The following is a 26,090-nucleotide window of genomic DNA, read 5'->3' on the forward strand; positions in this document are numbered from 1 at the left end:
AAATGGGGGAACTACCAAGATGACGATGTGACGATTGTTTTCTACACTCGCTAGATGCTGATGGCAATAAGCCGCGACCGGCACGCCGGTCCTGCAATATCCACACATTCAGCCCACCTGGAGACTTCATGATCCGCTACACCCGCAAGCTCTCGGCCGCGCTGGCCGTGGGCGCCCTGTGCTTCGCAGGCGCCGCCCAGGCCGATTATCCCGAACGCCCCATCAACATGGTCGTTCCGTTCGCCGCGGGCGGTCCTACCGACAACGTCGCGCGCTCCCTGGCCGAAGCCATGCGCCAGTCGCTGGGCCAGACCGTGGTGGTCGAGAACAAGGGCGGCGCCGGCGGCACCATCGGCACCACGCAGGTCGCGCGCGCCAAGCCGGACGGCTACGAAATCCTGCTGATGCACATCGGCTTCTCCACCGCGCCGTCGCTGTACAAGAACCCCGGCTACGACGCCCTAAACGGTTTCGAGCCCATCGGCCTGGTGGTCGATGTGCCCATGACCATCGTGGCGCGCTCCGACTTCCCGCCCAACAACATCAAGGAACTTGTCGACTACGTCAAGAAGAACACCGACAAGATCTCCCTGGCCAATGCCGGCATCGGCGCGGCCAGCCACCTGTGCGGCACCATGCTGGCCGATGCGCTGGGCGTCAATCTGCTGACGGTGCCCTACAAGGGCACGGCCCCGGCTATGAACGACCTGCTGGGCAAGCAGGTCGACCTGATGTGCGACCAGACCACCAACACTACGCAGCAGATCCAGGCCAAGTCGGTGAAGGCCTACGCCGTCACCAGCCTCGAGCGCGTGCCCACGCTGAAAGAGCTGCCCACCATGGACGAGTCCGGCTACAAGGGCTTCCAGGTCGGCATCTGGCACGGCATGTGGGTGCCCAAGAACACGCCCAAGCCCGTGGTCGACAAGCTCGTCAAGAGCCTGCAGGCCGGCCTGGCCGACCCCAAGTTCCAGGAACGCATGAAGCAACTGGGCGCCACCGTCCTCACCAACGAAGCCAACCCCGAGGCCCTGCAGGCCAAGGTGAAGCAGCAGGTTCCCCAGTGGGCCGAACTGTTCAAGAAGGTCGGCATCGAGAAGCAATAAGCTCGCGGGCATAGCCAGACCGGGAGCCACGCCTCCCGGCACCGACAACAACGACAGTCGTTACCTTCGTCCCCGCCGGCCCGGCCGCGCGGGGACTACTTTTTTGGATGGTCCGCTGCGGGGCCCGCACCGGCGTAATGGGCCACCAGCCTGGCCAGCCACGGCCCCAGCAGCATCACCAGCACGAAGCGCGCAGTCTGCAGGGCCACGACGAAAGGCAGGTCGACCGGGGTGGAGGCCGCGATGATTGCCACCGAATCGGCGCCGCCCGGACTGGTGGCCAGATAGGCCGTCAGCGGATCGACGTCGCCAAGTTCGATCAGCAGCACCGCCAGCACGCCGCACAGGGCCATCAGGGCCAGCACCGCCAGCAGCACGCGGGGCAAGGCGCGCAGGGCGTATACCAGCACCGCCCGATCGAAACGCAGGCCGATGTTCCAGCCGATGGCCACATAGCAAAGCAGCAGCAGCCACGGCGGCAGCGTGATGTGCAGGTTGCCCGTGTTCTGCAGCGCCACCGCCACGACCATGGGCAGCAGCAGCGCACCAGCCGGCAGCCGCAGCACGTGGCCCAGCCAGGCGCCCGCCAAAACCACCGCCAGCGTGGAGGCGAACGGCACGGCCGCAAGCTCGGGGAACCAGTCCATCGCGGCGACGCTGGCCACGGGCTCGATGCCCCAGATGCGCGAGACCGCCGAAGCCACAAGCACCACCAGCACCACGCGCAGATACTGCATGAAGGCGACCAGCCGTACGTCGGCTCCATAGGCTTCCGCCATCAGCACCATGGCATTGGCCGCCCCCGGCGACAGGCCCCATACCGCGGTGGAGCCGGGCAACACCCGGCGCTTGGCCAGTACCCAGCCCAGCAAGGAACTGGCGACGATGACGCACAGCACCGCGGCCAGGCAGATAGCCCAGTCGGCGGCCAGCGCCGTGAGGATCCCAGGCTGCATGCTGCGCGCGATCAGGCACCCGATCGCGCCCTGCGCGGCGATGAACGACCAACGCGGCGTCTGCAGCTTGACGCCGTTGACCGCGGCCACGATGGCGCCGCCGATGGCCCCCAGCAGCACGGCCGCCGGCAGGCTGAGCAGTTCGAAGACGACGATGAAGATCAGCGAAGCCAGCGACAGCGCCGCCCACTGCGCGGGGCGGCTGCGATGAGCCAACAAGGGTTCAGGGGGCATGCCTGGCGGCGGAGGATGCCCCTGAGTTGGAGACGCCCGGTAACGCGGGCTCGTCGGCCTGGGAAGGAGGCTCGAAGCCGAGCGCCTCGGAAATGCCGGCGGCCGCGTCGACCAGCAGGCGTATCCATTCGTCCTGCAGGCGTTCGGCCGGCGCGGAGATCGACAGGCCGGCGACCAGCTTGCCGGAGTCGTCATGGATGCCGGCCGCGATGCAGCGCACGCCCAGCTCGAGTTCTTCGTTGTCGCGCGCGTAGCCGTGCCGGCGCACCTGCGCCAGTTCGCGCTCGAGCCGGTCGAGCTCGGTCAGGCTGTTGCGCGTATGCCCGGCCAGCCCGGTGCGCAGCGCATAGGCGCGCACCTGGCGCGGATCGGCACTGGACAGGAAAAGCTTGCCCGTGGAGGTAAGGTGCAGCGGCGCGCGGCCGCCGATGGCCCGCACGACCTGCATGCCCGAGCGTTCGCTCCAGGCTCGGTCGATGTAGACGATCTCGTCGCCCTGCTGCACCGACAGGTTGATGGTCTGGCCCGTCTGGCGGTGCAGGTTGCGCATGACGGACAGCGCGGCCTCGCGCACGTTCAACCGCCCCTTCACCAGCGAACCGAGTTCGAGCAGGCGCATGCCCAACTGGTACAGGCCATTGTCGACACGTTCGACATAGCGGCCGACCACTAGGTCGTTCAGGATGCGGTGCGCGGTGGACGCGTGCAGGCCCGTGGTGGCCGAGAGCTCTTTGAGGGTGACCGGTTCGGGCTGGGCCGCCAGGGCGTCTAGCAGGCGCATGGCGCGATCGATGACCTGGATGGCGACGGGAGCCTGCCGGCCGCCGGGCTTGGCGTCCGGACTGGGCGGCTGAGACGGATCCGACAGCAGGCGGGACATAGGTGAAATCAACAGAGTTGACGGGCGCATCCCGACAGGATGCGGCGGCGCAGCAAAATTGGACTTATCGTATTGTGAAATTTTGCGGTCGTTTTGGCAACCGCTTTTTCAGTTTGCGGGCGGCGTCAGGCTGCCGCCCAGGCGCCGCACCTCGGCCTGGAAGAACGCCAGCGCCTCGGCTGCCGCGGCTGGCTCGCCCTTCACGCCCAGTTCGAGGTGAGCCGGGCCGCCCTTGTCGCCCATGTACGGCAGGCTGAACGCACGCACGCCCGGCCAGCGCTGCTCGATGGCTTCCATGGACGGCGTGATTCGCGACTCGGGCATCTGGTAGGCGAGGAAGGAATGCTCGGCCAGCACGACGGAGTGATGCAGCTCGCGGTAACGCGTATCCAGCGTCCACTCGAGCATCGGCCACGCCATCACGGGAAAGCCCGGCACGAAGGTATGGTCGCGGATGTAGAAGCCCGGAACGCGGTTGTACGGATTGGGCACCACTTCGCAGCCCTGCGGGAACATGCCCATCTGCAGGCGCTGGCGATTCTCGGGAGCGTCCATGTCGGGCGGCGGCAGGCCGTTTTTCTCGGCCATCTCGGCCGTGCGCAGGGCGATGGCCTCGGCGGCCTCGGGATGCAGCGCCAGCGGCAGGTCCAGCGCCGCGGCCGCGGCCTGGCGCGTATGGTCGTCGGGCGTGCCGCCGATGCCGCCGCACGACAGCACCACGTCGCCCGAGGCGAAGGTGCGCCGCAGCGCATGGGTGAGGGTCGCGCGATCGTCAGGCAGGAACTCGGCCCAGGCCAGTTGCAGCCCGCGCGCGCCCAGCAGTTCGATGACCTTGGAGAAATGCTTGTCCTGCCGGCGGCCGGACAGGATTTCATCGCCGACGATGATCAGGCCGATACGGCGTGCGGAGGGGACGGACATGACGGAATTCCGAAGGATTACTCGACGCGGACCTTGGCGTCGACCTCGATGACGCGCTCGCCGCGCAGTCGGGCCAGGGCATCGAGTCCATAGTGCGCATACACCAGGCTGGAATAGACGGGCAGGATGATCCAGGCCGGAGGCAGCAGATTGATCAGCGCGCAGATGAAGCCCAGGATCCAGAACCGGGTGTTGTGGCGCTCGAGCAGGATGCGGCGTTCGTCGGGGCTGGCGTGCTCGGCGATGGCGTCCACGCGCAGCATGCGTGAGAAGGCGAAGGCCCACCAGAAGATCGACAGCAGCACCGCCATTGGCGGTATCAGCCAGAACGGCAGCGTCAGCAGCCAGCCCGCGGCGAAGACCACGCTGACCCACAGCGCGTTCCACACGCTGACCGCCGTGGCATTGTGGCCCTGGCGCGTCACGCTTGCGTACTCGCGCTGGCTGACGTGGCGCAGCACCAGCGGCATGACGAACACGGCCGCGATGGTAAGGCCCAGAATACCCGACACAGGCAGCAGCACGGCGGCGGCGATCACGGGAATGAGGTAGACCTTGAGCGAGAACAGCCCGATGCCGACCAGCCAGGCATCGACCTGGTTGACCACTTCCCATTGCGCGGCCTCGGTGCGCAGCCACTCGGTAAGCGGCGCCCAGAACAACCACAGGAGCAGGAAGGCGCCCAGCAGCGCGATGAGGAACGGCATGAGCACCGCGAACAGCATGGTGGGATGGCATTGCGACACCATCGCGCGGCGGAACGCACGGGCAATGCCCGTCGCGCCGGCCACGGTTGCACCGGCGGCAAGGTCTGGACGGGATGGGGTCATGAGGCGAGGCGGGTGGTCTGCATGCCGGGTATCATAGTCAAACACGCTGCAATTTGCCCACATGCCCCTGCTCGTACCCGGTACCCACGACCAAGCCCTGCGCGACGCCCTGGCCAACCCCGATTCCTGGCTGGTGGCCTGCTTCTGTGCCGCCTGGTGCGACACGTGCACGCAATATCGCCCCAAGCTCGAAGCCCTGGCCGACAGCCAGCCGCAACACGCCTACGCCTGGATCGACATTGAAGACCATCCCGACCTGCTGGGCGACGAGGATGTCGAGAACTTCCCCACCTTGTTGGTACAGGCCGGCGACAACGTGCTGTTCTATGGCCCCATGCTGCCGCACATCGGCCATCTCGAACGTCTGCTGCAGAACCTGAGCCACGACAGCCCCGCGCTGGACACCGGCCTGCCGGACGTCAAGGCGCTACTGGCGGCCTGAAGGCCGCGCCCGGCATCACGAATCTGAGGTCTTTCGGTTGCTGCCGCCCAGCAGCGCGGCCAATTGGCGCTTGGGGGTGGAGGAAGGCGCGCTTTCCTTGTTCTGCTCGGCCGGGCCGGACGAGGACTGCGAAGGCTCGTAGGGCTTGAGGAAGAAATCGTCCACCGGACGGCGGTCGGCACGCGCGGGACGGGCGCCGCGCTCGCCTCGTTCGCGACGTTCGCCGCGATCGCGGTCGCCGCGTTCGCGATCGGAACGATCGCCACGGCCGTGACTGCGTTCAACCAGGTCGGCCGGCACGTCCAGCGTGCCGCGCGGCACCGGCCGCTTGATCAGCTTCTCGATGTCCAGCAGATAGCGTTCTTCGGCATCGGTGAACAGCGCGATGGCTTCGCCGGTGGCGCCGGCGCGGCCGGTACGCCCGATGCGATGCACGTAGTCTTCGGAGTTGTGCGGCAGGTCGTAGTTGATGACGCAGGGCACGCCCGCCACGTCGAGGCCGCGCGCGGCCACGTCGGTGGCCACCAGCACCTCGAGGTCGCCGGCCTTGAAGGCGTCCAGCGCCTTCATGCGGTCAGCCTGCGTCTTGTCGCCGTGGATGGATTCGGCCTTGACGCCGTCGCGCTCGAGCTGGCGCGCCAGGCGCGCGGTGCCGATCTTGGTGTTGGAGAACACGATGACCTGCTTCAGGCCGCGCGACTTCACCAGGTGCACCACCGCGGCCCGCTTGGCTTCGCCGGACATCTTGTAGGCGATCTGGCTGACCGTGTCGGCCGTGGCGTTGCGCGCCGCGACTTCGATCTCGACCGGACTGTTCAGGTAAGAGCGGCCCAGCTTGCGGATCTCGTTGCTGAAGGTGGCCGAGAACAGCAGCCCCTGGCGCTGCGCGGGCAGCAGCCGGATGATGCGCTCGAGATCGGGCAGGAAGCCCATGTCGAGCATGCGGTCCGCCTCGTCCAGCACCAGGATGCCGACCTGCCCGAGGTTCACGTTCTTCTGCTCGACGTGGTCGAGCAGCCGGCCCGGCGTGGCCACCAGCACTTCGCAACCTTGGCGCAGCGCTTCTTTCTGCGGACCGATGTCGACGCCGCCGAACACCACGGCCGAGCGCAGCGGCGTACGCTTGCTGTAGCGCTTGACGCTTTCATAGACCTGGTCGGCCAGCTCGCGCGTGGGCGTGAGTATGAGCGCGCGCACCGGATGGCGCGCTGGCGAGGCGCTGGCGTTGGCCAGCGGCATCAGCCGATGCAGGATGGGCACCGTGAACGCGGCCGTCTTGCCCGTGCCGGTCTGGGCCGCGCCCATGACGTCGCGGCCCTCGACCACCACGGGGATGGCCTGGGCCTGGATCGGCGTGGGGGTGGTGTAGCCGGTCTCGGCGATGGACTGGAGCAGGAGCGGATGCAGCGCGAAATCGGCGAATGTGCGCGAAGGCGCGTCTGCAGCGGGCGCTGCGGTAGAGGTAGATTCGATCATCAGGTCGGGCAGAAGCCGGGACGGAAAAAGAACAAAACGGAAGTGCAATGCGTCCCGGATTGCTGTGGATAACTTATTTTAGCAGCCGGGCGGCCGTAGCCCCAACCGCCACGGTGCAGCCGGTCAGGTGCGGCCGGCCGGTGTGGCCGGTCAGATGGGGGCGGCGAGGTGCGGCCTGCCCTGGCCGATGGGCTGGGCGCGCCTATGCGGCCAGCCAGCGCAGCACCCACAGCGTGGCCATGCCCGCCACGATGACCAGTACCGCGTTGCGCGTACGCAGGAACACCAGAATGCCGACAATGCCGGCGACCAACCTGAAGTCGAACACCGGACCGACGCCGGTGCGCCACGGCAGCATGTCGGGCACGAGGATCGCGGTGAGCGCGGCGGCGGGCGCATAACGCAGCGCGCGGCGCAGGCCGTCGGGCAGCGGCACGTAGTCGCCAAACAGCATGAAGCCAGCGCGCGTCAGCACGCTGCACAGCGTCAGCAAGAGGATGGCGGAGTAAACGTAGATCTCGTATGCGCTCATTTGCCGCCCTTCAAATAGCGCTCGGCCATGATGCCCGCGGCAATGCCGGCGACGACCGCCGCCGCCAGGCCCAGCCGCAGCGGCAGCACCTGGCCCACCCAGGCCGTGATGCCGGCGGCCAGCATGGAGATCAGCACCGGCTTGGAACTGGCCAGGGGCACGGTGATGGCCAGCAGGGCCAGCACGGCGGCGAAATCGAGCGACCATTCGGTGGGCACCAAGGTGCCCAGCAGGATGCCGGCGATGGAGGATGCTTGCCAGACGAACCATCCCGGCGCGATGGAGCCGATGTAGAACCACAGCTGCTCGCGCGTGCCGCGCTCGGCGGCGTCGCCATAGCGCGGCATGAACAGCACGAAGCCCATGTCGGTGGTGAAGTAGCCCAGCGCCAGCCGCTTGGGCCAGCTGAGCTGCCTGAAGTACGGTTGCAGCGCCGCGCCGAAAATGAGAAAGCGCAGGTTGACCACGAATCCGGCGGCGAAGATGAGCCACAGCGGCGCGCCGGCCGCGATGAGCGGCAGCGACGTGAGCTGCGCCGAACCGGCATACATCAGCAGCGTCATGGCCAGGGCCATGGATTCCGTGAGGCCCGACTTGACCATGGCCACACCGGTGACCAGGCCCCACGTGCCGGTGGCGATAAGCGCCGGTGCGATGGCGTGCACGCCGGCCCGGAACGCCGCCTGGCGTTCCCGCCGGAGGTCGGCGAGTTCCGAAGCTGCGGATTCAGAAGCCAAGCGCGGGCCTCTGCGGGGTGTGGCGGGACGACATGGAACTCGGTGATGGAAAATGGATCGGTATTGTAACCTCGCTGCTTGATACAATACGGGCGACGATCGCCCGCCGTATCCCGGCCTTTTTTCAGGAATTCCCATGACCGCCGCTGCCCCGGCCGCCGTCCCCGCCCAGGAAGTCATCGAAGTCGGCGCCGAAGACATGCCCGTCTACTGTCCCGGCCCCAAGGCTCCCCTCTGGAGCATGCACCCCCGCGTGTTCCTCGACGTGGCCCGCACGGGCTCGGCGAAATGCGCCTATTGCGGCGCCGAATATCGCCTGAAGCCCGGCACCGTCCTGCACGGACATCATTAACTTCCTGTGCCTGCGCCCCACGGCGCATTCGAGCCATCCCTGACATGTTCGCCACACCCGACGAAGCGGAACACGCCTTCTACGATGCCCTCGAGCAAGGCGACCTCGACCGGATGATGCAGGTCTGGGCCGACGACGAGGAAATCGTCTGCATCCACCCAGGCGGCCTGCGCGTCGTAGGCCACACCGCGGTCCAGGAATCCTGGCAGCAGATCCTGGCAAACGGGCCGCTGCATCTGCGGCCCATGCGGCCTCTGGTCATGCAAAGCATGATGTGCGCGGTCCACGTGCTGGTCGAGCAAGTGTCGGCCGTCACGCGCCAGGGCACGCAGTACGCCACCTGCTACGCGACGAACATCTATCACAAAGGGCCCACGGGATGGCGCATGGTGATGCACCATGCTTCCGCCGCGCCGCCCGAGGCCGGGGTGCTCGACCTGCACGACATCCCCGACAGGCTCCACTAGCCCAGCCCAGGTGGCTTCGTTGGCCGCGACCCGACTCGACACGACACCTTGCCCCGTCCCCGCCTGGCTGCCCGATCGGCACAGCCAGACGATCTACGCCGCCTTCTTCGCGCAGTGCCATCGCATCGCCTTCGTGCGCGATCGCGTCGAGACTCCGGACGGCGACTTCGTCGATTTCGACTGGACCGGCCCGGGGCTGTTTCCGCACAAGGCCGCGGACGGCAGCCCCATCAGCGGCCAGCCGCCCGTGGCCGCCGGCAAGGTCGCCGCGGCGCGCTGGATAGCGCCGGCCGACTGGGCTTCGCTGCCGCAGACGCCCGACACCCCCGCCCTGCTTCTGTTCCATGGCCTGGAGGGCGGCAGCGCCAGCCGCTACGCGCAGTCCATCGCACACCATTTCCGTGCCCGCGGCTGGATCGTCGCGGTGGCGCACTTCCGCGGCTGTTCCGGCGCGCCGAACCGCCTGGCGCGCGCCTATTATTCGGGCGACTCGACGGAGGTCGGCTTCATGCTCGACACCGCGCGGGCGCGCCTGCCGCATGCGCGCTGGCACGCGGTGGGCGTCTCGCTGGGCGGCAACGCCATGCTGAAGTTCATCGGCGAACAGGGCGAGTCCGTCTCGTGGCTGGCCGCGGCCGCGGCCGTGTCGGTGCCGCTGGACCTGGTCGCGGGCGGCCGCGCACTGTGCAAGGGCTTCATCTCGAGGCAGCTGTATACCCGCCACTTCCTGGCCACCATGAAGCGCAAAGTGCTCGAGAAGGCCAAGCGCTTTCCGGGCGCCATCGACGTGATGCGCATCGCGCACGCGCGCGACCTGCGCGACTTCGACGATGCGTACACCGCACCCATGCACGGGTTTCGCAATGCGCTCGACTACTGGACGCGGGCGTCCAGCAAGCCTTGGCTCGCGCACGTCCGCGTACCGACGCTGGTACTGAACGCGCGCAACGACCCCTTCCTGCCCGAGGCCGCCCTGCCCGGCCCGGCCGATTGTTCGTCCAGCGTGCTGCTGCACCAGCCCGCGCAAGGCGGCCACGCCGGCTTTCCCACGGGCGCTTTCCCGGGCCACCTGAGCTGGCTGCCCCAGCGCCTGGGACGCTTCTTCGAAACCGGGCTGTAGTCCCGCGGTTCAGGACTTGAACCGCTGTAGCAGCGCGCGTTCGTCGGCGAGCTTCTGCTTCACTTCCTTGATCTGCACGTCGATCTGCGACTGCTCGTAGAAATCGCGCGACAGCCCGCGCGCCTGCTGCAGCTGCGATTCCGCCGCGGCGTAGGCGCCGGTCTGCTCGTAGAAGCGAGCCATGTTGCGGCGGGCCTCGACCGTCTGGCCGTTTCGGTCCTCGCTTTGTGCCAGCATCTGGTACAGGCCCGGCTCGTCGCCGCCCCATTCCTTGATGCGGTCGCGCAGGTAAGCCTGGGCCTCGGCATTGCGGCCTTCGGCCTGCAGCACCGTGGCGTAGGCAATGCCCAGCGCGCGCCGATCGGGCCAACGCTTGATGGCTGCCTGCGCCAGCTGCATGGCGGCGGCATCGTCCTTGCGCGCCAGCGCAATGTCGATGCCGAGCTTGGCCAGCTGCGGCGAGGCGTATCCGCCGGCGCCGGCCTGTTCCCAATAGGCTTGCGCCTGAGACACGTCGTTGCGCTGCAGGAAGTACAGCGCCAGGCCGTACAGCGCTGCCGAGCGGCGTATGCCGGACAGCGCGCGCGACTCGTCCAGCAACTGCTGCTGCGCGGAGCGCAGGCTCATCGCATCGCGGCCCTGCACGACGCGCAGCTTGGCGCGGATGAACCAGTAGTCATCGCTGTCGACATAGCGCGTCGACTGCAGGTCGCGGATGCGATTCTGCACGTCGGACATACGATCGATGGACAAAGGGTGGGTGCTGGCCCACGAGCCGCCGCCCGTTCCCTCATTCAGGCGGGACGCGTTCATGAGGCGTCCGAACATGCGCGACATGCCCGTGGGATCGTAGCCGGCCCTGGAGAGCATCTGCAGGCCGGTGCGATCGGCCTCGCGTTCGGCATCGCGCGAGAAGCCCAACTGGCGGTTGATGGCCGCGGCCTGGCCGAAAGCGGCAACGCCCATGGCGAGATTGCCGCCCCCGCCGGCCAGTGCGGCCAGCAGCGCGCCGGCCAGCGTGGCAAGCATGACCGTGCTGTTCTGGTTCTGCTGCGTCATGCCGCGCGCGATGTGGCGCTGCACGACGTGGCCGATTTCGTGGGCGACCACCGACGCCAGTTCGGACTCGCTGTCGGAAGACACCACCAGACCCGAATTGACGCCGATGAAGCCGCCCGGCAAGGCGAAGGCGTTGATCTCGGGATCGCGCACCGGAAAGATCTCGACGTCGGGCACGCCGCCCTGCGCATTCAGCGCCAGCTTGCGGCCCATGGTGGTGAGATATTGGTGGACTTCGGCGTCGTCGATATAGGTGGGATCGCGGCGACCCTGGGCCATGATGGCCTCACCCAGTTGTCGTTCGATCGCGGGAGACAGGTCATCGGCGGATGCCGCCCCCATGGATGGCAGGCCCACCGGTTGGGCTAGGACAGGCATCCCCGGCAATGCCAGCGCCACGCATAGCGCGCCCGCGATGCCGCGGCGCAAAATTACCGAGCGATATGTCATGTTACGACTCTCCATGGCAATATGATAGTCATCAGCCATGCAAGTTCACCATCTCCCCACCTTCTCTTCTGGAATCCCGATGCAACCAATCCGCAAAGCCGTGTTCCCCGTCGCCGGCATGGGTACGCGCTTCCTGCCCGCCACCAAAGCCATGCCCAAGGAAATGCTGCCCGTGGTAGACAAGCCGTTGATCCAGTACGCAGTGGAAGAGGCTGTCGCGGCCGGCATCACCGACCTGATCTTCGTGACTGGCCGCAACAAGCGCGCCATCGAAGACCACTTCGATTCCGCTCCCGAGCTCGAGAACGATCTGGAAAACAAGAACAAGCAGACCCTGCTGGCGGCCGTGCGCGAGGTGCTGCCGCCGCACGTCAACTGCCTGTATATCCGCCAGCGCGCGCCGCTGGGGCTGGGCCACGCCGTGCTGACCGCCGCCCCCGCAGTGGGCAACGAACCCTTTGCCGTGCTGCTGGCGGACGACCTGATCGATGCCGAGCAGCCCGTCATCGGCCAGCTGATCGAGTCGGCCGTCGCGCGCAGCGCCAGCGTGCTGGGCGTGCAGGAAGTGCCCCGCGAAGAAACCAACAAGTACGGCATCGTGGCCAGCCAGAAGGTCGACGATCGCACCGAGCGCGTCACCCACATGGTCGAAAAGCCCAAACCCGAAGAGGCGCCGTCCAACCTGGCGGTGGTCGGCCGCTACGTGCTGGAAGCCGAGATCTTCGAATACCTGCGCAACACCAAGTCGGGCGCGGGCAACGAGATCCAGCTGACCGACGGCATCGCCGCGCTGATGCGCGATCGTCCCGTGTACGCGTATCGATACGAAGGCACGCGCTACGACTGCGGCAACAAGGCCGGCATGTTCGAGGCCACCGTGGCATACGGCCGCAAATACCACGGCCTCATCCCGTAATAAGCCCTGCGCCCGCCCGCGCCGTTCATGTCCGGCCCCGATCGCCAGCGGCGTTCGGGGCCGTCTCATATCAGGTGGCAGGCCGAGATGCCCCCGGCGCCCGCGAGCCGGGCCGGCCCTTGCGATCGGCCTTGCGCAGCCGCCCCTTGCCGGACAGGCGCATCAAGGTGCCCAGCGCCACGAGCAGGCCGATCACTTCCACCAGCGCCGCGGGAATCCACATCGTCAGCCCGCCTATGGTCTGATCCATCTGGGCCGTCATGGCCACGGCGCGGCCGCACAATTCGAACAGCGGATAGATATCGGTTTCGGTGAACGCGATGACCGCGCCCGCGACCATCTGCGGGGCCATGGTCAGCACCGGCGACAACACGCGTCCGCCGGGGCTCATGGCGGCCGGGGGGCTGGGCCGGCGGTCCAGGATGAGATTCCAGTACATGAAGCCGCTGATCACCACCGACCAGTTCATCAGGCGGTACAGGCGCCAGTCGAGCATGCTGTAGAACTGCACCGACGGAATCAGCCATACCAGCACCAAGGCCACGAACAGCAGCGGCACCAGAACCGGATGCGTGAGGACCCGCTGCAGCACGCGCCCCGGCATCGTAAGCAGGAAGTCGCGCAGGCGCACGCGCCAGGCCAGGGGCAAGCCGGCCCGCATCACCGAGCCCGGGAAGGCAGCCATGACCAGCAGCGGTCCCAGGTGATGCAGCACCAGATGCTGCGCGCGGTGGATGAAGAACATGCGCTCGGCGTAGTAGTCGAGCCGGGTGTGCAGGGACAGGTACAGCAGCACCATGCCGGACCAGAACAGGATCTGGCGCGCCAGGGTGACCCGGTGCACCCGCTGGCCGCGCACGAACAGCACGATCGCCACCAGGAAGGAAGCGACCAGCACGGGCGAGAACTCCCAGGGGACGAGCCAGCCAAGCAGATCCATGCCGAACGGGGCCCGCGGACAGCGGGACGATGTAGAGAGGAATGACGCGCGGGCGGCCCGCGCGGACGTCATTCGATTGTAGAGGAGTATGCGGATGCAGCCGGCCGTCTGCCCGACGACATCCGAGGGCGCGGCCCGGCCGAGGTACGGCGGGCCGCGCGATCAGGCAGCGGCGGCGGTGGCCCCGGCCTCGTTGGCTGCGCCCGCACGGGCCGCGCCGAAGCGCACGTGGCGCACGGCCGGATTGGCGCTGAGGCGCTTGGCCTGGGACATCAGCTCGGCGCGCAGTTCGGGGGGACAGTCGACGGTGATGCATGCCGACGCCATGCCGGCCTGCTGACCCGCGGCATCCACCTGGAAGCGCGATACGCTGAGGCCGGCGGCCGAAAAGTCGAGGCAGATCTGCTTGCGCAGCGAATCCAGCGATTCGCGGGGGCACACCACGGTCAGGCGCGACGTGCCGCGGCGGCGGCTGCCTGACTCGGCGCGGTCCACGCCGGCACGGCGCATGAACAAGTCAAAGAAACGCATGACGACCTCCTATGCAGCAAGGACGGGCTGTCTGCCGGGAATGCGGCGCGCGCGCGGCAACACGACGCTGGCCCGCGTACGACAAGCACGCAAGCATGGCGAACGGCGCTGCGGGCAACGCAACGGTTCAGGCGGTATGTACTGCGGGGAATGTCCGGACAGGCCGCGGCCTGTTACCGGTAGACTCCGCACCCTGCGCTGGCAGGATGCGGCAGAAGAGAGTTCTGCGTGGGATCCTGTCAGGCAGCGACGTCGATGCAAGATCGACTACTACTGTCGCCGGAATCGGTATTCACGGTGTAGAACCCTGGAAATGAAGACTTTTCGATCTTACCCGGGTTTGCCCTGATACACAAGACTCGTAGCCTGTTCGCCACAATCCGGGCAAGCGCGTCAGGCATAGAAATGCCAAGCCAGGTACAGCGCGAAAAGCACGTAGAACGCCCCGACCGACGCGAGTCCGCCCACGGTCATCGTGCCGCGGCGCAGACGCAGCCACAGCACCGAGATCGCGATGAGCGTGAACACGCCGGCGGCGCGCAGCGGCTCATCCAACAGCCAGGGCGTGAGGAAAATGCCCAGCGCGCTGGGAATGGTCGCCTGGATCATCATCGCACCCGAGATGTTCGCCAGCGCCAGCCGTTCCTTGCCCTGCCGCACCCAGATCAGGGCGTTCAGTATCTCGGGCAGCTCGGTGGCCACCGGCGCCAGCAGTAGCGCGGCCACGTGCGCGGAGGCGCCCATCGCCATGCCCAGCGCCTCGATCTGCTGCACGAACACGCGCGAAGCGACGGCGATCACCACCAGCGCCATCACGGTCTGCGCACAAGCCCAGAACATGGAGGGATCGGGATCGCGCGGACGCAGCTTGAGCGGCTCGAGGTCGTCCTGCTCGATGCTGTCATCGTCGTTGGCCAGTTCGCGCTTCACGTACAGGGCATAGACCAGCAGGAACAGGATGCCCAGCCAGGGCTTCCAGGCAAAGGCCAGCAGGCCCAGCGCCACCTTCAGAACGAAGATGCCCATGAACCATGCCTGGTCGCGCGCCAGCCGTCCCTGGTCGGCCTTGATCGTCATGGCGGCCGCTGCGCGACCCGATTCCGCGCGCGGCGCCGCGGCACGGCACCGGTTCCACAGCGCCAGGCCGACCACCGCATAGGCCAGCGTGGCCAGCACCAGCGGGCCGCCCATGGCCGCGCCGACACCGATGTCTTTCTGTTCCGGAGTCGTGCCGAAGACCACGGCCATGAACGTCACGGCACTTTCGGGCAACGCCGTGCCGAACGCGGCCAGCACGGTGCCGGTGGCCGTGGCGCCCAGCTGGAAGCGATGGCCGACCCATTCGACGCCGTTGACGAAGTATTCGCAGGCCAGGTAGATGATGGCCGCGGACAGGAAGAAGAGAGACAGGGTGAGCAGCATGACCACACAGCCGGACGAGCGGGAACAATGGCGCAACGGCGCGGCTCGTCCGGCTGGGATGAACGCGTCGTGGCCAAAGGTCTCGCCTGGCTGTCCGGGCTCTGAAAACAGTGCCCGGTAGCTGCCGACGCCATGGGGTACGTGACCGCCAAGTTTGTTGACGCAGGCTTCCGCGCAAGGGCGGAATGGCTACTCCCCAATGGGATGCGCGGATTGTAGCAGCATGACGGTGACGCCCTTCGCGCATCGCGGCGGGCCGCGCGGTAAAGTTGGCGCATTCGCGTTCCGACGATTCGCCATGAGCCTGCCGCCCACTGATATCAGTCCCTTCCGCCAGCGCCGCGCGCGCCTGCTGGCGCACCTGCGCGCGCAGGGCGGCGGCATCGCCGTACTGCCCACCGCCCCTGCCGCGGTACGCAACCGCGACGCCGAATACCCGTATCGGCACGACAGCGATTTCTACTATCTCAGCGGATTCATCGAGCCGGAAGCGTGGCTGGTGCTGATCGCCGGGGCGGACGACCGCGCGCTGCTGTTCTGCCGTCCGCGCCACCCCGAGCACGAGACCTGGGAAGGCGTACGCTGCGGCCCGGAAGCGGCCGCGGAGCGCTACGGCTTCGACGAAGCGCACAGTATCGAAGCGCTGGACCAGATGCTGCCCGAGCTGCTGCTGGACCAGCCTGCCCTGTATGCCCCGTCGACGCCGGACGATGCGCAGGCCGCGCGGCTGCGCGGATGGATGGCCGCCGCGCGCGAACGCGCCCGCGGCGGACGGCGCGCCCCGGAGCAGCTGCGCGATCTGCGCGGCGTAGTAGCCGACATGCGGCTGGTGAAGGACCCCGACGAGATCGCTGCCATGCGCCGCGCGGCGCGCATCTCGGCCGGCGCCCACGCCCGCGCCATGCGCGCGGCAAGGCCCGGCATGCACGAATACGAGCTCGAAGCGGAACTGCTGTACGAGTTCCGCCGCCACGGCGCGCAGGCGCCGGCCTACACCAGCATCGTCGCCGGCGGCGCGAATGCGTGCGTGCTGCACTATCAGGCGGGCGACACGGTGTTGCATGACGGCGAGCTGGTGCTGATCGACGCGGGCTGCGAGTTCGACAGTTATGCGTCCGACATCACTCGCACATTCCCCGTGAACGGCCGCTACAGCGGCCCGCAGCGCGCGCTGTACGACCTGACGCTGGCCGCGCAGGACGCGGCGGTGCAGGCCACGCGGCCAGGGCTGTCGTTCAACGACGGACATCTGGCGGCGGTGCGCGTGCTCGCGCAGGGGCTGATCGACGAGAAGCTGCTGGAGGGGTCCCTGGACGGCGTGCTGGAATCCGGCGCCTACACGCGTTTCTATATGCACCGCACCGGCCACTGGCTGGGGCTGGACGTACACGACGCGGGCGACTACCGCGAGCCCGGGGCGGGCGGCGCCGAACGGCCCTGGCGGCAGTTGCGGCCAGGCATGGTGTTGACGATAGAACCCGGGCTGTATGTGCGCCCGTCCGACGACGTGCCGGCCCACTACTGGAACATCGGCATCCGCATCGAGGACGACGCCCTGGTCACGGACACGGGCTGCGAATTGCTGACGCGCGGCGTGCCGGTGGATGCGCGCGAGATCGAGGCGCTGATGCGGGAGTAGGCCTAGAGCACGTACCCGTCCAGCCACCCCATCGCGGTCCAGGTGTACACCACCACCATCGCAATGCCGAACATCGTGACGATGGCCCCCACCAGGCAGCCGACGATCGCCACCAGCACCGGCCCCCAGCCAGTGTGCGTGACGCGGCCCATGCCGGGATTGACGCGGCGGTCAAACGACTCGTCGGGCATCAGGCTGTAGACGACGCCCTCGATGAAGCCGGCCGCGGCCGGAATGAACAACAGGAAGAAGACGGGATTGTCGTACCAGGGCGTGAATGCCTGCGCGCCCGCCAGGCACACGCCGCACGCCAGGGTGACCAGCCATGCGCCGCGCCGGCCCAGGTACCACCAGTGCGCGCCTAGCCAGCCCAGGAAGCATGCCAGCAGGCCCACCACCACCTTGCTGCGCGCGCGGCGCGGCATGACGGCGGGATGGGACGGGGTCAGGGGCGCGTCTGTCATCGTCTGGGGCTCTCCACCGGCGGATTGTAGTGGACAGTAAAATCGCGGCATGAACGCTACCGCCTACGACATCGCGATTCTCGGAGCCGGCCCCGTGGGCCAGGTATTGGCGCTGTTGCTGGCGCGCCTGGCGCCGCAACCCGCCCGCATCGCGCTGCTGCACGGCGATAACGCCGCCATGCCGCGCGATCCGGCTCTCGATCCGCGCGTGCTGGCGCTCAACCACGGCAGCCGCGTGCTGCTGGACACCGTGCAGGCCTGGCCCGCGCGCGCGGCCGCCATCCGCCACATCCACGTGTCGCAATGCGGCCGCCTGGGCCGCACGCTGATCGACCATCGCGACTTCGACGTGCCCGAGCTGGGCAGCACGGTGGGCTATGCCGGCCTGCATGCGCGGCTGCAGGAGCGCGTGGCCGCCAGCGGCGTCACCGTGCTGCACGGGCCCGCGGCGCGCATCCTGTCGCAGGATGGCGGCACGGTCCGCATCGAACAGGGCGAGCACGTGCTCGACAGCGCGCTGGCCGTGCTGTGCGATGGCGCGGGCGGCGAGGACGTGCGGCGCGAATACGGCCAGCACGCGGTGCTGACCAGTGCGCATGCCGCGCTGGCGCGCGGCGACTGGGCGTACGAGCGCTTCACGCGCGAAGGTCCGCTGGCGATGCTGCCGCACCCGCACCTGGCGGAGACCTATTCGGTGGTGTGGTGCTGCGCGCCGGCGCATGCCGCCGCACTGGCGCGGATGGACGACGCGGCGTTCTCCGCCGCGCTGAACCAGGCGTTCGGCACCCGGCTGGGTCGGCTGCGCAGCCAGGCGCCGCGGCACGTGTTCCCGCTCGAACTGAAGGCGCGCCATTCGCAGGCGCAGGGCCGGGTGGCGACCATCGGCAACGCGGCGCAAACCTTGCACCCGGTGGCGGGACAGGGCCTGAACCTGGGCTTGCGCGATGCCGCGCGGCTGGCGCAGGCGCTGGCCGGGTGGCTGATCGCCCCGCACGCCGACCCCACCCCCCGGCTGGCCGAATTCGCCCAGGCGCGCCGCGGCGACCGCTGGATCACGGCCGGCGTGACCGACCTGATGCCGCGCCTGTTCACCACCGGACTGGCGCCGGTGGAACATGCCTGCGGGCTGGCGTTGCTGGCCATGGACCTGGCGCCGCCGCTGCGCGCGCCGCTTGCGCGCCATCTGTTGCAGGGCCTGCGCGCCTGAGCTGGCGTCCGGGAACGCAGTGCCCCGGGCGATCCGCACTTGCTGCAATCTCGTCGTAACCCGGCAACTGACCCAAGTCGTAAATAAGGGCCGAAACAAGCGCGGCTAAAATCCGGCGATGCGCATCGGCCCCTGGACTCTTCCCAACAACGTATTGGTCGCCCCCATGGCGGGCGTCACCGACCGCCCCTACCGCCAGCTCTGCAAGCGGTTGGGCGCGGGCTATGCCGTTTCCGAGATGGCCGCCAGCAATCCGCGCCTGTGGGAAAGCGTCAAGACCTCGCGCCGCCTGAACCACGACGGCGAGATCGACCCGGTATCGGTGCAGATCGCCGGGGCCGATCCGGCCATGATGGCCGAGGCCGCCGCCTTCAACGTGTCGCGCGGCGCCCGCATCATCGACATCAACATGGGCTGTCCGGTGAAGAAGGTGTGCAATCTGGCCAGCGGCTCGGCGCTGCTGCGCCACGAAGATCTCATCGCCCGCATCCTCGATGCAGTGGTCGCCGCCTGTGCGCCGCTGGGCGTGCCGGTCACGCTGAAGACGCGCACCGGCTGGGATCGCACCAGCCGCAACGCGCTGCGCGTGGCGCTGCTGGCGCAGGAAGCCGGCATCGCCGCCCTTACCCTGCACGGCCGCACGCGCGCCGACCTGTACACCGGCGAGGCCGAGTACGACACCATCCGCGAGGTCAAGGCCGCCCTGCGCATTCCCGTGGTGGCCAACGGCGACATCGACTCTCCGGAAAAGGCGAAAGCCGTCCTGGATTACACTGGCGCCGATGCGGTCATGATCGGACGCGCGGCCCAGGGCAGGCCCTGGATTTTCCGCGAGGTCGATCATTTCCTGCGTACCGGCGCCAAGCTTTCGCCTCCCACGACGGCCGAAATGCGCGACCTGCTGCTTGAACACCTCGACGATCACTACCGCTTCTATGGCGAGCACACCGGCGTACGCACGGCGCGCAAGCACATAGGCTGGTATCTGGACGGCCTGCCCGGCGCCGAGGAATTCCGGGCCCGAATGAACCTCATCGACAACACCGCGGAGCAATCCCGCGCGGTGGCGTCATGGTTCGACGGCCTGGTGCGCGGACAGGCGCCGGCCCCTGCGGCCGGCCCGGTTCCCGCACGACTGGCGGCCTGAGCCCGCCGGTCCCATCCTTTTTTTCATACAACAACAAACAATCGATCTGTTTATGAGCAAGCGAGATGTTCTTCAAGAATGCGTGCGCGCCAGCCTGGAGCGCTATTTCGAGGACCTGGGCGATTCCGAGCCGCATGACATGTGGGACATGGTGATGCGCTGCGTGGAGCGTCCGGTGCTCGAAGTCGCCCTGGAGCGCTCCGGCGGCAACCAGTCGCGCGCCTCGGAAATGCTCGGCATCACCCGCAACACCCTGCGCAAGAAGCTGCTCGCGCACAACATCCAGCTTTGACCCTCGCATCCTCGCCATGAAAATCGAAACTGCCCTGCTCTCGGTCTCCGACAAGACCGGCATCGTCGAATTCGCACGCGCGCTGCACACGCGCGGCGTGCGCCTCTTGTCCACCGGCGGCACCGCCAAGCTGCTGGCCGAGTCGGGCCTGCCCGTGACCGAAGTGGCCGAGCACACCGGCTCGCCCGAGATCCTGGACGGCCGCGTGAAGACGCTGCACCCGAAGATCCATGGCGGCCTGCTGGCCCGCCGGGACAGCGCCGAGCACCTGGACACGCTGGGCAAGCATGGCATCGACCGCATCGACATGCTGGTGGTGAACCTGTATCCCTTCCGCGAAACCATCGCCAAGCCGGGCTGCACCTTCGCCGACGCGGTCGAGAACATCGACATCGGCGGCCCGGCCATGCTGCGCGCCGCCGCCAAGAACCACGGCACTGAAGCCGGCGGCGTGACGGTGGTGATCGACCCGGTGGACTACACCCGCGTGCTGGCCGAGATCGACCAGTCGGGCGGCACCTCGTATGCGCTGCGCCTGGAACTGGCCGGCAAGGTCTACGCGCACACGGCCGCCTACGACGGCGCCATCGCCGCGTATCTCAGCAGCCTGTCCGAGCCCGCGCCCGCGCAAGAGGCCGCACCGGCCCGCAACGAATGGCCGCGCATCCTGACGCTGCAACTGCGCCAGGAACAGGCCCTGCGCTACGGCGAGAATCCGCACCAGAGCGCCGCGTTCTATGTCGATGCGCAGCGTCCCGCCGGCCTGCTGGGCAACTACCGCCAGCTGCAGGGCAAGGAACTGTCGTACAACAACATCGCCGACGCCGATGCCGCCTGGGAATGCGTGCGCGGCTTCGACACGCCGGCCTGCGTCATCGTCAAGCATGCCAACCCGTGCGGCGTGGCCATCGCCCCCGACACGCTGACGGCCTACCAGAAGGCCTTCAAGACCGATCCCACCTCGGCCTTCGGCGGCATCATCGCTTTCAACCGTCCGGTGGACGCCGCCACGGCCGAAGCCGTCAGCGGCCAGTTCCTGGAAGTGCTGCTGGCGCCCGCGTATGACGGCGCCGCGCTGGCCATCCTGGCCGGCAAGAAGAACGTGCGCGTGCTAGAGGTGCCCGCGGGCGCCGGCCAGAATGCGCTGGACGTCAAGCGCGTGGGCGGCGGCTGGCTGGTGCAGAGCCCGGACGCCTACAGCGTGCCGCGCGATGCGCTGAAGGTGGTGACCAAGCGCGCGCCCACCGAGGCCGAAATGAACGATCTGGCGTTCGCCTGGAAGGTGGCCAAGTACGTGAAGTCCAACGCCATCGTGTTCTGCGCGGGCGGCATGACGCTGGGCGTGGGCGCGGGCCAGATGAGCCGCATCGACTCGGCGCGCATCGCGTCGATCAAGGCCGAGAACGCCGGCCTCACGCTGCGCGGTTCGGCCGTGGCTTCGGACGCGTTCTTCCCGTTCCGCGACGGCCTGGACGTGGTGGTGGCCGCGGGCGCGACCTGCGTGATCCAGCCGGGCGGCAGCGTGCGTGACGATGAAGTCATCGCCGCGGCCGACGAGCACGGCATCGCCATGGTGCTGACCGGCACCCGCCACTTCCGCCACTGAACGCATGCGCGTCCTCGGCATCGATCCCGGCCTGCGCCGCACCGGCTTCGGTGTGATCGATGCCGAAGGCATGCGGCTGCGCTACGTGGCCAGCGGCACCATCGTCGTGCCGCCGGCCCTGTCGCTGCCCGAGCGGCTGAAGGTCATCCTGGACAACCTGCGCGAAGTCGCGCGCGAGACGCAGCCTGACGTGGCCGCGCTCGAAATCGTGTTTCTCAACGCCAATCCCGCCTCTACATTGCTGCTGGGCCAGGCCCGCGGCGCGGCGCTGTGCGCGCTGGCGGACAGCAGTCTCGATGTGCACGAGTACACCGCGCTGCAGATCAAGAAGGCGGTGGTCGGCACGGGGCGCGCGGCGAAAGAGCAGGTGCAGATGATGGTGCAGCGGCTGCTCTCGCTCAACGGCACTCCCGCGCCCGACTCGGCCGACGCGTTGGCCTGCGCGATCTGCCACGCGCACGTCGGGCCGCTGCAGCAGCGGCTGGGCGGCGTGATCGAACGCGCGGGAAAAAGCTCGCGGCCCGGCATACGCAATGGACGGCTGGTGGGCTGACGCCACAGCGTTTCGCTGCGTCGTCGTCGATGTCGAACCTCCCATTTCCTGCGGGCACACTCTAGCCGCTGAACGCATGCCGTTGAACCGGCCGCCGGAGCGATAGAATCCGCCATCGGCCGCCCTTCCGCGCGGCCCCTCCCTTATTCCCTGCGCACTCATGATCGGACGCCTTACCGGTACCCTGCTCGAGAAGACCCCGCCCACCGTCTGCGTCGACGTCAATGGCGTCGGCTATGAAGTCGACGTGCCCATGAGCACGCTGTATGCGCTGCCCGAGACCGGCGCGCGCGTCACGCTGTACACGCACATGGTGGTGCGCGAGGATGCGCATCTGCTGTTCGGGTTCGCCTCGCAGGCCGAACGCGCGGCCTTCCGACAACTGATCAAGATCACCGGCGTCGGCGCACGCATCGCGCTGGCGCTGCTTTCCGGTATGTCGGTGGCCGAACTGTCGCAGGCCGTCACGCTGCAGGAATCGGGACGCCTGACGCGCGTGCCGGGCATCGGCAAGAAGACGGCCGAGCGGCTGCTGCTGGAGCTGCGCGGCAAGCTGGGCGCCGACATCGGCGCCACGCCGCACGCCGTGCCGGACAGCCAGTCGGACATCCTGAACGCGCTGCTGGCGCTGGGCTATTCGGACAAGGAATCGCAGCTTGCGCTGAAGCAGCTGCCCGAAGGCGTCAGCGTGTCCGACGGCATCCGCCTGGCGTTGAAGGCGCTGGTGCGTTGAAGGCGCGGTGAGCTGACGGCCCTGGTGCGCTGAAAGCCTGCCGCCGGCGCGGCGGCTCCGCGCCTACGGCAACCCGATGTCGGCCGGCTTGCCGCCCCGCTTCAGGTACCCCGGCGCCACCGCCTCCAGCGCGGTCGGCACCACGCCCAGCTCGGGCGCGAGACCGCCGGGACACACGTTGTCCACGCTGAGCGAGTCGAGGTTGTCGCGCGACATCAGCGGCGTGCCGGGCAGCATTTCCATCAGGCCCGCCTGCAGGCGGCCGAGTCCCATCGGAATCTCGATCACGGGCCGGCGATGGCCGCTCCACAGTGCGCTAAGCCGCACGATGTCGGCCAGCGTATGCACCTGCGGCCCACAGAGCTCATACGTGCGGCCCCATGCATGGCTGTTGCCCAGCACGTTGGCCATGGCGGCGGCCACGTCGCTGACGTAGACCGGCTGCATGCGCGATCGCGCGCCGGCCAGCGGCAGCACGGGGAAGATGCGCGCCAGCCGCGCGAACATGTTGGTGAAATTGTCGTCGGGCCCGAAAACGACCGATGGGCGGAAGATGGTCCAGCCGCCCTCCCAGCCCTGCAACTCGTTGCGCAGCGCGGCTTCGCCATCGCCCTTCGAGCGCAGATACATGCTGGGCCCCTGCGAGTCGGCGCCCAGCGCGCTGACGTGCAGCAGATGCGCCACCCCGGTGCGCCGACAGGCCCGCGCAATGCGCTGGGGCAGCTGCACGTGGGCCCGCGCGAAGGCGCCGCCGTAGGGTCGCCCGCGGCCGCCGTGCAGTATGCCCACCAGATTGACCACGGCCCCGCCTTCAGGCATCAGCCGCTCGAGCGCGGCATCGTCGTGCACATCGGCCTGGATGAGAGTGACCGTGGGCAGCACCAGCATGTCGCGCCCGCTGCCGTAGCGGCGCGTGGGCACCACCACCGTGTGCCCGCCGGCCGATAAGCGCGCCGCCAGGTGCCGGCCCAGGAAGCCGGTGCCGCCGATGACTAGGATACGCATGATGTCGCAGCTCCTGGCGCGTCAGTAGACCGGGCCATTCTGCCCCAGTCCGCACGCCCGCCGCAACCTCCGGCGCCGTTCCGTGCCGGAACCGCCCGGCCAGGGGGCGACAGGACACGGCCGCGCGGGCTAGGCGCGGTCCGCGGGGTCGGCCAGGCAGGCGCGGATCAGGCGGGATAGTCCGCTGGAATCGCCGTTGTACGCGTCGATGGAGGCACGCACCATCTCGTCCTGGCTAGCCGCACTCCAGTCGATGCGCAGCCCGGCCTGGCGCGCCAGCTGGCCCATGAATTCGCGCTGCGTGCGGCCGTTGCCTTCGCGGAACGGATGCAGCACGTTGATCTCGCCGAGATAGTGTCCGGCACGCTGGCTGAACTGGTCGGGATCCAATCCGCGCAGATGGTTCTCGCCGGCCAGTTGGTCGAACAGCCGGCCCGCCGCGCTTTCGATCATGAGCTTGCGGGCGAACACGGTGTGGCCTTTCCGTATTTCCACGCTTCGCACCTGGCCGGCCCAGTCGTAGACGTCGCCGAACAGGCGGGCATGGATCTGCAGCAGGTGCGGCAGGTCGAAATGACCCGCGACCGGATGCTCGCGAAGTTCGGCCGCGCGCAAAAAAGAAAGGGTGGACTCGACCTTGTCGAGCGCACCCTGATTCTTGATGCCCAGCAGGTTGCGCAACACCTCCGTGCCGCTGTACAGGTACGGATCGCCGCGGTCTCCTGCGTATTTCATGCCATTTCTAGGCGCACTCGCATCTTGAAATCGGCCACGGCGGCGCCGATGGTGATTTCGCCGCGCGCCCAGCGCTCGGCATCGGCCACCGCCCGGGGATCGGGCTCGAGCCCTTCCATGCGCTGGCTGGCCAGCGCGCTGCGCACGGCTGCCAATCGCTCGAAGTGTTCGTGTTCGGCCAGCAGGGATTGGGTGGGATTCGGCAAGTTGGCATCCGGTGCGGCCGCGCTTGCGGCGACCGCTTTAGACCCGGTATCTGAAGGTGGGAACATCCCGCCATTTTAGCGCAAAACGCCTGATTTATCAGTCGCTTATTGATGAAGAGACGACCTTGTCAGCCGGCCATCAGGCGGCCGTATGCCTCCAGATCGACGTTGCCTCCGCTGATGATGACGCCCACCCGGGCGCCGGCCGGAATGGCCACCACCTTGTGCAGCACGGCGGCCGCGGCCAGGCAGCCGGTGGGCTCCACCACGATCTTCATGCGCTGCGCGAAAAAGCGCATGGTCTGCGCCAGCTGGTCGTCGCCGACGGTGACGATGTCGGTGACGTTGTCGCGGATGATGGGGAAAGTCAGGTCGCCCAGGTGCGTGGTAGCCGCGCCGTCGGCCAGCGTCTTGGGCGCGGGGATGCGCACCACCTGGCCCTTGCGCAGCGACTGCTGTCCATCGTTGCCCGCCTCGGGCTCGACGCCGTATACCTTGCATGACGGGCTGAGCGCCTTGGCCGACAACAGCGAGCCCGACAGCAGGCCGCCGCCGCCCAGGCAGACGAACAAGTAATCCAATTCGCCCACCTCGTCGAACAGCTCTTTGGCAGCGGTGCCCTGGCCGGTGATCACGTCGGCGTGGTCGTACGGCGGGATCAGCGCGGCGCCGGTCTCTTGCTGCAAGGCGCGGGTGACGGCCTCGCGGTCGTCCTTGTAGCGGTCATAGGTGACGACCTTGCCGCCATAGCCCTGGGTAGCCGCCTTCTTGGCGGCGGGCGCGTCCTCGGGCATGACGATGGTCGCCTCGACGCCCAGCAGCCGCGCGGCCAGGGCGATGGCCTGCGCATGATTGCCCGACGAGAAGGTAATGACGCCGGCCTTGCGCTGCTCGGGCGTCAGGCGCGAGATCGCATGGTAGCCGCCGCGGAACTTGAAGGCGCCCATGCGCTGGAAGTTCTCGCACTTGAAGTACAGCCTGGCGCCGGTCAGGCCGTCGGCGGTGGTGGACGTGAGCACCGGCGTGCGGTGGGCCACCCCGGCGAGGATTTCGCTGGCGCGGACGACATCGGAATAGGTGGGCAGGACGGGCGACATGATGAGCGGATGGCGTAGAGGGTCGAAAGCAAACG

29 protein-coding genes are annotated in these 26,090 nt (G+C 68.1%); 13 read left to right on the forward strand and 16 right to left on the reverse strand.

Going from position 1 to position 26,090, the window contains the following annotated elements; all coding sequences use genetic code 11:
* The first annotated feature begins 128 nt into the window (after window positions 1–128).
* Entirely contained in the window at window positions 129–1,106 is a 978-nt protein-coding gene (locus CAL15_RS18940; protein ID WP_086079911.1) for a tripartite tricarboxylate transporter substrate-binding protein, read from the forward strand.
* Window positions 1,107–1,201: 95 nt separating this feature from the next.
* Here CAL15_RS18940 and CAL15_RS18945 read toward each other — a convergent pair whose 3' ends face one another.
* From CAL15_RS18945 to CAL15_RS18960, 4 genes are all read right to left on the reverse strand, one after another.
* Window positions 1,202–2,296 (reverse strand): AbrB family transcriptional regulator, encoded by a 1,095-nt coding sequence (locus tag CAL15_RS18945; protein ID WP_086079912.1) that lies wholly within the window; start codon window positions 2,294–2,296, stop codon window positions 1,202–1,204.
* Entirely contained in the window at window positions 2,286–3,176 is an 891-nt protein-coding gene (locus CAL15_RS18950; protein WP_232468031.1) for an IclR family transcriptional regulator, read from the reverse strand. The genes CAL15_RS18945 and CAL15_RS18950 overlap by 11 nt, the downstream gene beginning before the upstream one ends.
* A 108-nt stretch (window positions 3,177–3,284) precedes the next feature.
* Window positions 3,285–4,097, reverse strand: coding sequence for a competence/damage-inducible protein A (locus CAL15_RS18955; RefSeq protein WP_086079913.1), 813 nt, complete (start codon window positions 4,095–4,097; stop codon window positions 3,285–3,287).
* Window positions 4,098–4,114: 17 nt separating this feature from the next.
* Window positions 4,115–4,927: an EI24 domain-containing protein gene (locus CAL15_RS18960; protein WP_086079914.1), complete on the reverse strand. Its 813-nt coding sequence runs from the start codon at window positions 4,925–4,927 to the stop codon at window positions 4,115–4,117.
* Window positions 4,928–4,988: 61 nt separating this feature from the next.
* Here CAL15_RS18960 and CAL15_RS18965 point away from each other — a divergent pair, with 61 nt between their 5' ends.
* Complete coding sequence (locus CAL15_RS18965) at window positions 4,989–5,369, forward strand: thioredoxin family protein (protein ID WP_086079915.1); 381 nt, start codon at window positions 4,989–4,991, stop codon at window positions 5,367–5,369.
* Between the two features lie 15 nt (window positions 5,370–5,384).
* Here the strand turns inward: CAL15_RS18965 and CAL15_RS18970 are convergent, their stop codons facing one another.
* The 3 genes from CAL15_RS18970 to CAL15_RS18980 all read right to left on the reverse strand — a co-directional run bounded on the left by CAL15_RS18970 (window position 5,385) and on the right by CAL15_RS18980 (window position 8,114).
* Window positions 5,385–6,845 (reverse strand): DEAD/DEAH box helicase, encoded by a 1,461-nt coding sequence (locus CAL15_RS18970; RefSeq protein WP_086079916.1) that lies wholly within the window; start codon window positions 6,843–6,845, stop codon window positions 5,385–5,387.
* Window positions 6,846–7,047: 202 nt separating this feature from the next.
* On the reverse strand, window positions 7,048–7,377 hold the full coding sequence (locus CAL15_RS18975; RefSeq protein WP_086079917.1) for an AzlD domain-containing protein: 330 nt from the start codon (window positions 7,375–7,377) through the stop codon (window positions 7,048–7,050).
* Window positions 7,374–8,114: an AzlC family ABC transporter permease gene (locus CAL15_RS18980; RefSeq protein ID WP_086079918.1), complete on the reverse strand. Its 741-nt coding sequence runs from the start codon at window positions 8,112–8,114 to the stop codon at window positions 7,374–7,376. Before CAL15_RS18980 ends, CAL15_RS18975 begins: the two co-directional genes overlap by 4 nt.
* Before the next feature lie 136 nt (window positions 8,115–8,250).
* Here CAL15_RS18980 and CAL15_RS18985 point away from each other — a divergent pair, with 136 nt between their 5' ends.
* Genes CAL15_RS18985 through CAL15_RS18995 form a run of 3 tightly spaced genes read left to right on the forward strand, consistent with a single transcriptional unit; the run spans window position 8,251 to window position 10,053 of the window.
* Window positions 8,251–8,466, forward strand: coding sequence for a zinc-finger domain-containing protein (locus CAL15_RS18985; protein WP_086079919.1), 216 nt, complete (start codon window positions 8,251–8,253; stop codon window positions 8,464–8,466).
* A 44-nt stretch (window positions 8,467–8,510) separates the two neighbouring features.
* Window positions 8,511–8,933, forward strand: coding sequence for a YybH family protein (locus CAL15_RS18990; RefSeq protein WP_086079920.1), 423 nt, complete (start codon window positions 8,511–8,513; stop codon window positions 8,931–8,933).
* 19 nt (window positions 8,934–8,952) lie between these two features.
* The gene (locus CAL15_RS18995) at window positions 8,953–10,053 is read left to right on the forward strand and encodes a YheT family hydrolase (RefSeq protein WP_086079921.1); all 1,101 of its coding nucleotides are present in this window, start codon (window positions 8,953–8,955) and stop codon (window positions 10,051–10,053) included.
* Between the two features lie 9 nt (window positions 10,054–10,062).
* Here CAL15_RS18995 and CAL15_RS19000 read toward each other — a convergent pair whose 3' ends face one another.
* Window positions 10,063–11,562: a M48 family metalloprotease gene (locus tag CAL15_RS19000; protein WP_420042511.1), complete on the reverse strand. Its 1,500-nt coding sequence runs from the start codon at window positions 11,560–11,562 to the stop codon at window positions 10,063–10,065.
* Between the two features lie 79 nt (window positions 11,563–11,641).
* Here CAL15_RS19000 and galU point away from each other — a divergent pair, with 79 nt between their 5' ends.
* On the forward strand, window positions 11,642–12,478 hold the full coding sequence (gene galU, locus CAL15_RS19005) for a UTP--glucose-1-phosphate uridylyltransferase GalU (protein ID WP_086079922.1): 837 nt from the start codon (window positions 11,642–11,644) through the stop codon (window positions 12,476–12,478).
* 70 nt (window positions 12,479–12,548) lie between these two features.
* On the opposite strand, the gene CAL15_RS19010 is transcribed toward galU, so the two are convergent.
* The 3 genes from CAL15_RS19010 to CAL15_RS19020 all read right to left on the reverse strand — a co-directional run bounded on the left by CAL15_RS19010 (window position 12,549) and on the right by CAL15_RS19020 (window position 15,371).
* A complete protein-coding gene (locus tag CAL15_RS19010; RefSeq protein ID WP_086079923.1) occupies window positions 12,549–13,418 on the reverse strand; it encodes a cytochrome c oxidase assembly protein in 870 nt (289 codons plus the stop codon).
* A gap of 162 nt (window positions 13,419–13,580) precedes the next feature.
* Window positions 13,581–13,949: a hypothetical protein gene (locus CAL15_RS19015; RefSeq protein WP_086079924.1), complete on the reverse strand. Its 369-nt coding sequence runs from the start codon at window positions 13,947–13,949 to the stop codon at window positions 13,581–13,583.
* 393 nt (window positions 13,950–14,342) lie between these two features.
* The gene (locus CAL15_RS19020) at window positions 14,343–15,371 is read right to left on the reverse strand and encodes a sodium:calcium antiporter (protein ID WP_086079925.1); all 1,029 of its coding nucleotides are present in this window, start codon (window positions 15,369–15,371) and stop codon (window positions 14,343–14,345) included.
* A 298-nt stretch (window positions 15,372–15,669) separates the two neighbouring features.
* Between CAL15_RS19020 and CAL15_RS19025 the strand changes: the two genes are divergently transcribed.
* On the forward strand, window positions 15,670–17,010 hold the full coding sequence (locus CAL15_RS19025; RefSeq protein WP_086079926.1) for an aminopeptidase P N-terminal domain-containing protein: 1,341 nt from the start codon (window positions 15,670–15,672) through the stop codon (window positions 17,008–17,010).
* Window positions 17,011–17,012: 2 nt separating this feature from the next.
* Here CAL15_RS19025 and CAL15_RS19030 read toward each other — a convergent pair whose 3' ends face one another.
* Window positions 17,013–17,474 carry a TM2 domain-containing protein gene (locus CAL15_RS19030; RefSeq protein ID WP_420042512.1) on the reverse strand — a complete coding sequence of 154 codons (462 nt, stop codon included), beginning with the start codon at window positions 17,472–17,474 and terminating at the stop codon, window positions 17,013–17,015.
* A 49-nt stretch (window positions 17,475–17,523) separates the two neighbouring features.
* Here CAL15_RS19030 and CAL15_RS19035 point away from each other — a divergent pair, with 49 nt between their 5' ends.
* The 6 genes from CAL15_RS19035 (at window position 17,524) to ruvA (ending at window position 23,012) form a co-directional block, all read left to right on the forward strand.
* Window positions 17,524–18,681, forward strand: coding sequence for a UbiH/UbiF/VisC/COQ6 family ubiquinone biosynthesis hydroxylase (locus CAL15_RS19035; protein ID WP_086079927.1), 1,158 nt, complete (start codon window positions 17,524–17,526; stop codon window positions 18,679–18,681).
* Between the two features lie 118 nt (window positions 18,682–18,799).
* Window positions 18,800–19,828: a tRNA dihydrouridine synthase DusB gene (gene dusB, locus CAL15_RS19040; RefSeq protein WP_086079928.1), complete on the forward strand. Its 1,029-nt coding sequence runs from the start codon at window positions 18,800–18,802 to the stop codon at window positions 19,826–19,828.
* A gap of 52 nt (window positions 19,829–19,880) precedes the next feature.
* Window positions 19,881–20,120 (forward strand): helix-turn-helix domain-containing protein, encoded by a 240-nt coding sequence (locus CAL15_RS19045; RefSeq protein WP_086079929.1) that lies wholly within the window; start codon window positions 19,881–19,883, stop codon window positions 20,118–20,120.
* 16 nt (window positions 20,121–20,136) lie between these two features.
* Window positions 20,137–21,726 carry a bifunctional phosphoribosylaminoimidazolecarboxamide formyltransferase/IMP cyclohydrolase gene (gene purH, locus CAL15_RS19050; RefSeq protein ID WP_086079930.1) on the forward strand — a complete coding sequence of 530 codons (1,590 nt, stop codon included), beginning with the start codon at window positions 20,137–20,139 and terminating at the stop codon, window positions 21,724–21,726.
* A 4-nt stretch (window positions 21,727–21,730) separates the two neighbouring features.
* A complete protein-coding gene (gene ruvC / locus CAL15_RS19055; protein ID WP_086079931.1) occupies window positions 21,731–22,279 on the forward strand; it encodes a crossover junction endodeoxyribonuclease RuvC in 549 nt (182 codons plus the stop codon).
* Between the two features lie 160 nt (window positions 22,280–22,439).
* Window positions 22,440–23,012, forward strand: a complete 573-nt coding sequence (gene ruvA, locus CAL15_RS19060; RefSeq protein ID WP_086079932.1) for a Holliday junction branch migration protein RuvA — start codon at window positions 22,440–22,442, stop codon at window positions 23,010–23,012.
* A gap of 63 nt (window positions 23,013–23,075) precedes the next feature.
* Here the strand turns inward: ruvA and CAL15_RS19065 are convergent, their stop codons facing one another.
* From CAL15_RS19065 to CAL15_RS19080, 4 genes are all read right to left on the reverse strand, one after another.
* Entirely contained in the window at window positions 23,076–24,017 is a 942-nt protein-coding gene (locus CAL15_RS19065) for a complex I NDUFA9 subunit family protein (RefSeq protein ID WP_086079933.1), read from the reverse strand.
* A gap of 129 nt (window positions 24,018–24,146) precedes the next feature.
* Window positions 24,147–24,752, reverse strand: coding sequence for a Fic/DOC family protein (locus tag CAL15_RS19070; RefSeq protein WP_086079934.1), 606 nt, complete (start codon window positions 24,750–24,752; stop codon window positions 24,147–24,149).
* On the reverse strand, window positions 24,749–24,958 hold the full coding sequence (locus CAL15_RS19075; protein WP_232468033.1) for a hypothetical protein: 210 nt from the start codon (window positions 24,956–24,958) through the stop codon (window positions 24,749–24,751). The genes CAL15_RS19070 and CAL15_RS19075 overlap by 4 nt, the downstream gene beginning before the upstream one ends.
* Before the next feature lie 128 nt (window positions 24,959–25,086).
* Window positions 25,087–26,055 (reverse strand): threo-3-hydroxy-L-aspartate ammonia-lyase, encoded by a 969-nt coding sequence (locus tag CAL15_RS19080; RefSeq protein WP_086081184.1) that lies wholly within the window; start codon window positions 26,053–26,055, stop codon window positions 25,087–25,089.
* Window positions 26,056–26,090: the final 35 nt, after the last annotated feature.

The sequence above is a fragment of the Bordetella genomosp. 13 genome (assembly GCF_002119665.1).
Taxonomy (GTDB): domain Bacteria; phylum Pseudomonadota; class Gammaproteobacteria; order Burkholderiales; family Burkholderiaceae_B; genus Bordetella.

Excerpts from the sequence above, each read along its gene's own strand:
- CAL15_RS18975 (WP_086079917.1), bottom strand. The coding sequence starts at position 7,377 with ATGAGCGCATACGAGATCTACGTTTACTCCGCCATCCTCTTGCTGACG.
- dusB (WP_086079928.1), top strand. The coding sequence starts at position 18,800 with ATGCGCATCGGCCCCTGGACTCTTCCCAACAACGTATTGGTCGCCCCC.
- CAL15_RS19030 (WP_420042512.1), bottom strand. The coding sequence starts at position 17,474 with ATGACAGACGCGCCCCTGACCCCGTCCCATCCCGCCGTCATGCCGCGC.
- CAL15_RS19045 (WP_086079929.1), top strand. The coding sequence starts at position 19,881 with ATGAGCAAGCGAGATGTTCTTCAAGAATGCGTGCGCGCCAGCCTGGAG.
- CAL15_RS19015 (WP_086079924.1), bottom strand. The coding sequence starts at position 13,949 with ATGCGTTTCTTTGACTTGTTCATGCGCCGTGCCGGCGTGGACCGCGCC.
- CAL15_RS18945 (WP_086079912.1), bottom strand. The coding sequence starts at position 2,296 with ATGCCCCCTGAACCCTTGTTGGCTCATCGCAGCCGCCCCGCGCAGTGG.
- CAL15_RS18950 (WP_232468031.1), bottom strand. The coding sequence starts at position 3,176 with ATGTCCCGCCTGCTGTCGGATCCGTCTCAGCCGCCCAGTCCGGACGCC.
- CAL15_RS19010 (WP_086079923.1), bottom strand. The coding sequence starts at position 13,418 with ATGGATCTGCTTGGCTGGCTCGTCCCCTGGGAGTTCTCGCCCGTGCTG.
- CAL15_RS19020 (WP_086079925.1), bottom strand. The coding sequence starts at position 15,371 with ATGCTGCTCACCCTGTCTCTCTTCTTCCTGTCCGCGGCCATCATCTAC.
- CAL15_RS18955 (WP_086079913.1), bottom strand. The coding sequence starts at position 4,097 with ATGTCCGTCCCCTCCGCACGCCGTATCGGCCTGATCATCGTCGGCGAT.
- purH (WP_086079930.1), top strand. The coding sequence starts at position 20,137 with ATGAAAATCGAAACTGCCCTGCTCTCGGTCTCCGACAAGACCGGCATC.
- ruvA (WP_086079932.1), top strand. The coding sequence starts at position 22,440 with ATGATCGGACGCCTTACCGGTACCCTGCTCGAGAAGACCCCGCCCACC.
- CAL15_RS18990 (WP_086079920.1), top strand. The coding sequence starts at position 8,511 with ATGTTCGCCACACCCGACGAAGCGGAACACGCCTTCTACGATGCCCTC.
- CAL15_RS19000 (WP_420042511.1), bottom strand. The coding sequence starts at position 11,562 with ATGACATATCGCTCGGTAATTTTGCGCCGCGGCATCGCGGGCGCGCTA.
- CAL15_RS19065 (WP_086079933.1), bottom strand. The coding sequence starts at position 24,017 with ATGCGTATCCTAGTCATCGGCGGCACCGGCTTCCTGGGCCGGCACCTG.
- CAL15_RS19025 (WP_086079926.1), top strand. The coding sequence starts at position 15,670 with ATGAGCCTGCCGCCCACTGATATCAGTCCCTTCCGCCAGCGCCGCGCG.
- CAL15_RS18940 (WP_086079911.1), top strand. The coding sequence starts at position 129 with ATGATCCGCTACACCCGCAAGCTCTCGGCCGCGCTGGCCGTGGGCGCC.
- CAL15_RS18985 (WP_086079919.1), top strand. The coding sequence starts at position 8,251 with ATGACCGCCGCTGCCCCGGCCGCCGTCCCCGCCCAGGAAGTCATCGAA.
- CAL15_RS19080 (WP_086081184.1), bottom strand. The coding sequence starts at position 26,055 with ATGTCGCCCGTCCTGCCCACCTATTCCGATGTCGTCCGCGCCAGCGAA.
- CAL15_RS18965 (WP_086079915.1), top strand. The coding sequence starts at position 4,989 with ATGCCCCTGCTCGTACCCGGTACCCACGACCAAGCCCTGCGCGACGCC.
- galU (WP_086079922.1), top strand. The coding sequence starts at position 11,642 with ATGCAACCAATCCGCAAAGCCGTGTTCCCCGTCGCCGGCATGGGTACG.
- CAL15_RS18970 (WP_086079916.1), bottom strand. The coding sequence starts at position 6,845 with ATGATCGAATCTACCTCTACCGCAGCGCCCGCTGCAGACGCGCCTTCG.
- CAL15_RS19035 (WP_086079927.1), top strand. The coding sequence starts at position 17,524 with ATGAACGCTACCGCCTACGACATCGCGATTCTCGGAGCCGGCCCCGTG.
- CAL15_RS19070 (WP_086079934.1), bottom strand. The coding sequence starts at position 24,752 with ATGAAATACGCAGGAGACCGCGGCGATCCGTACCTGTACAGCGGCACG.
- CAL15_RS18960 (WP_086079914.1), bottom strand. The coding sequence starts at position 4,927 with ATGACCCCATCCCGTCCAGACCTTGCCGCCGGTGCAACCGTGGCCGGC.
- ruvC (WP_086079931.1), top strand. The coding sequence starts at position 21,731 with ATGCGCGTCCTCGGCATCGATCCCGGCCTGCGCCGCACCGGCTTCGGT.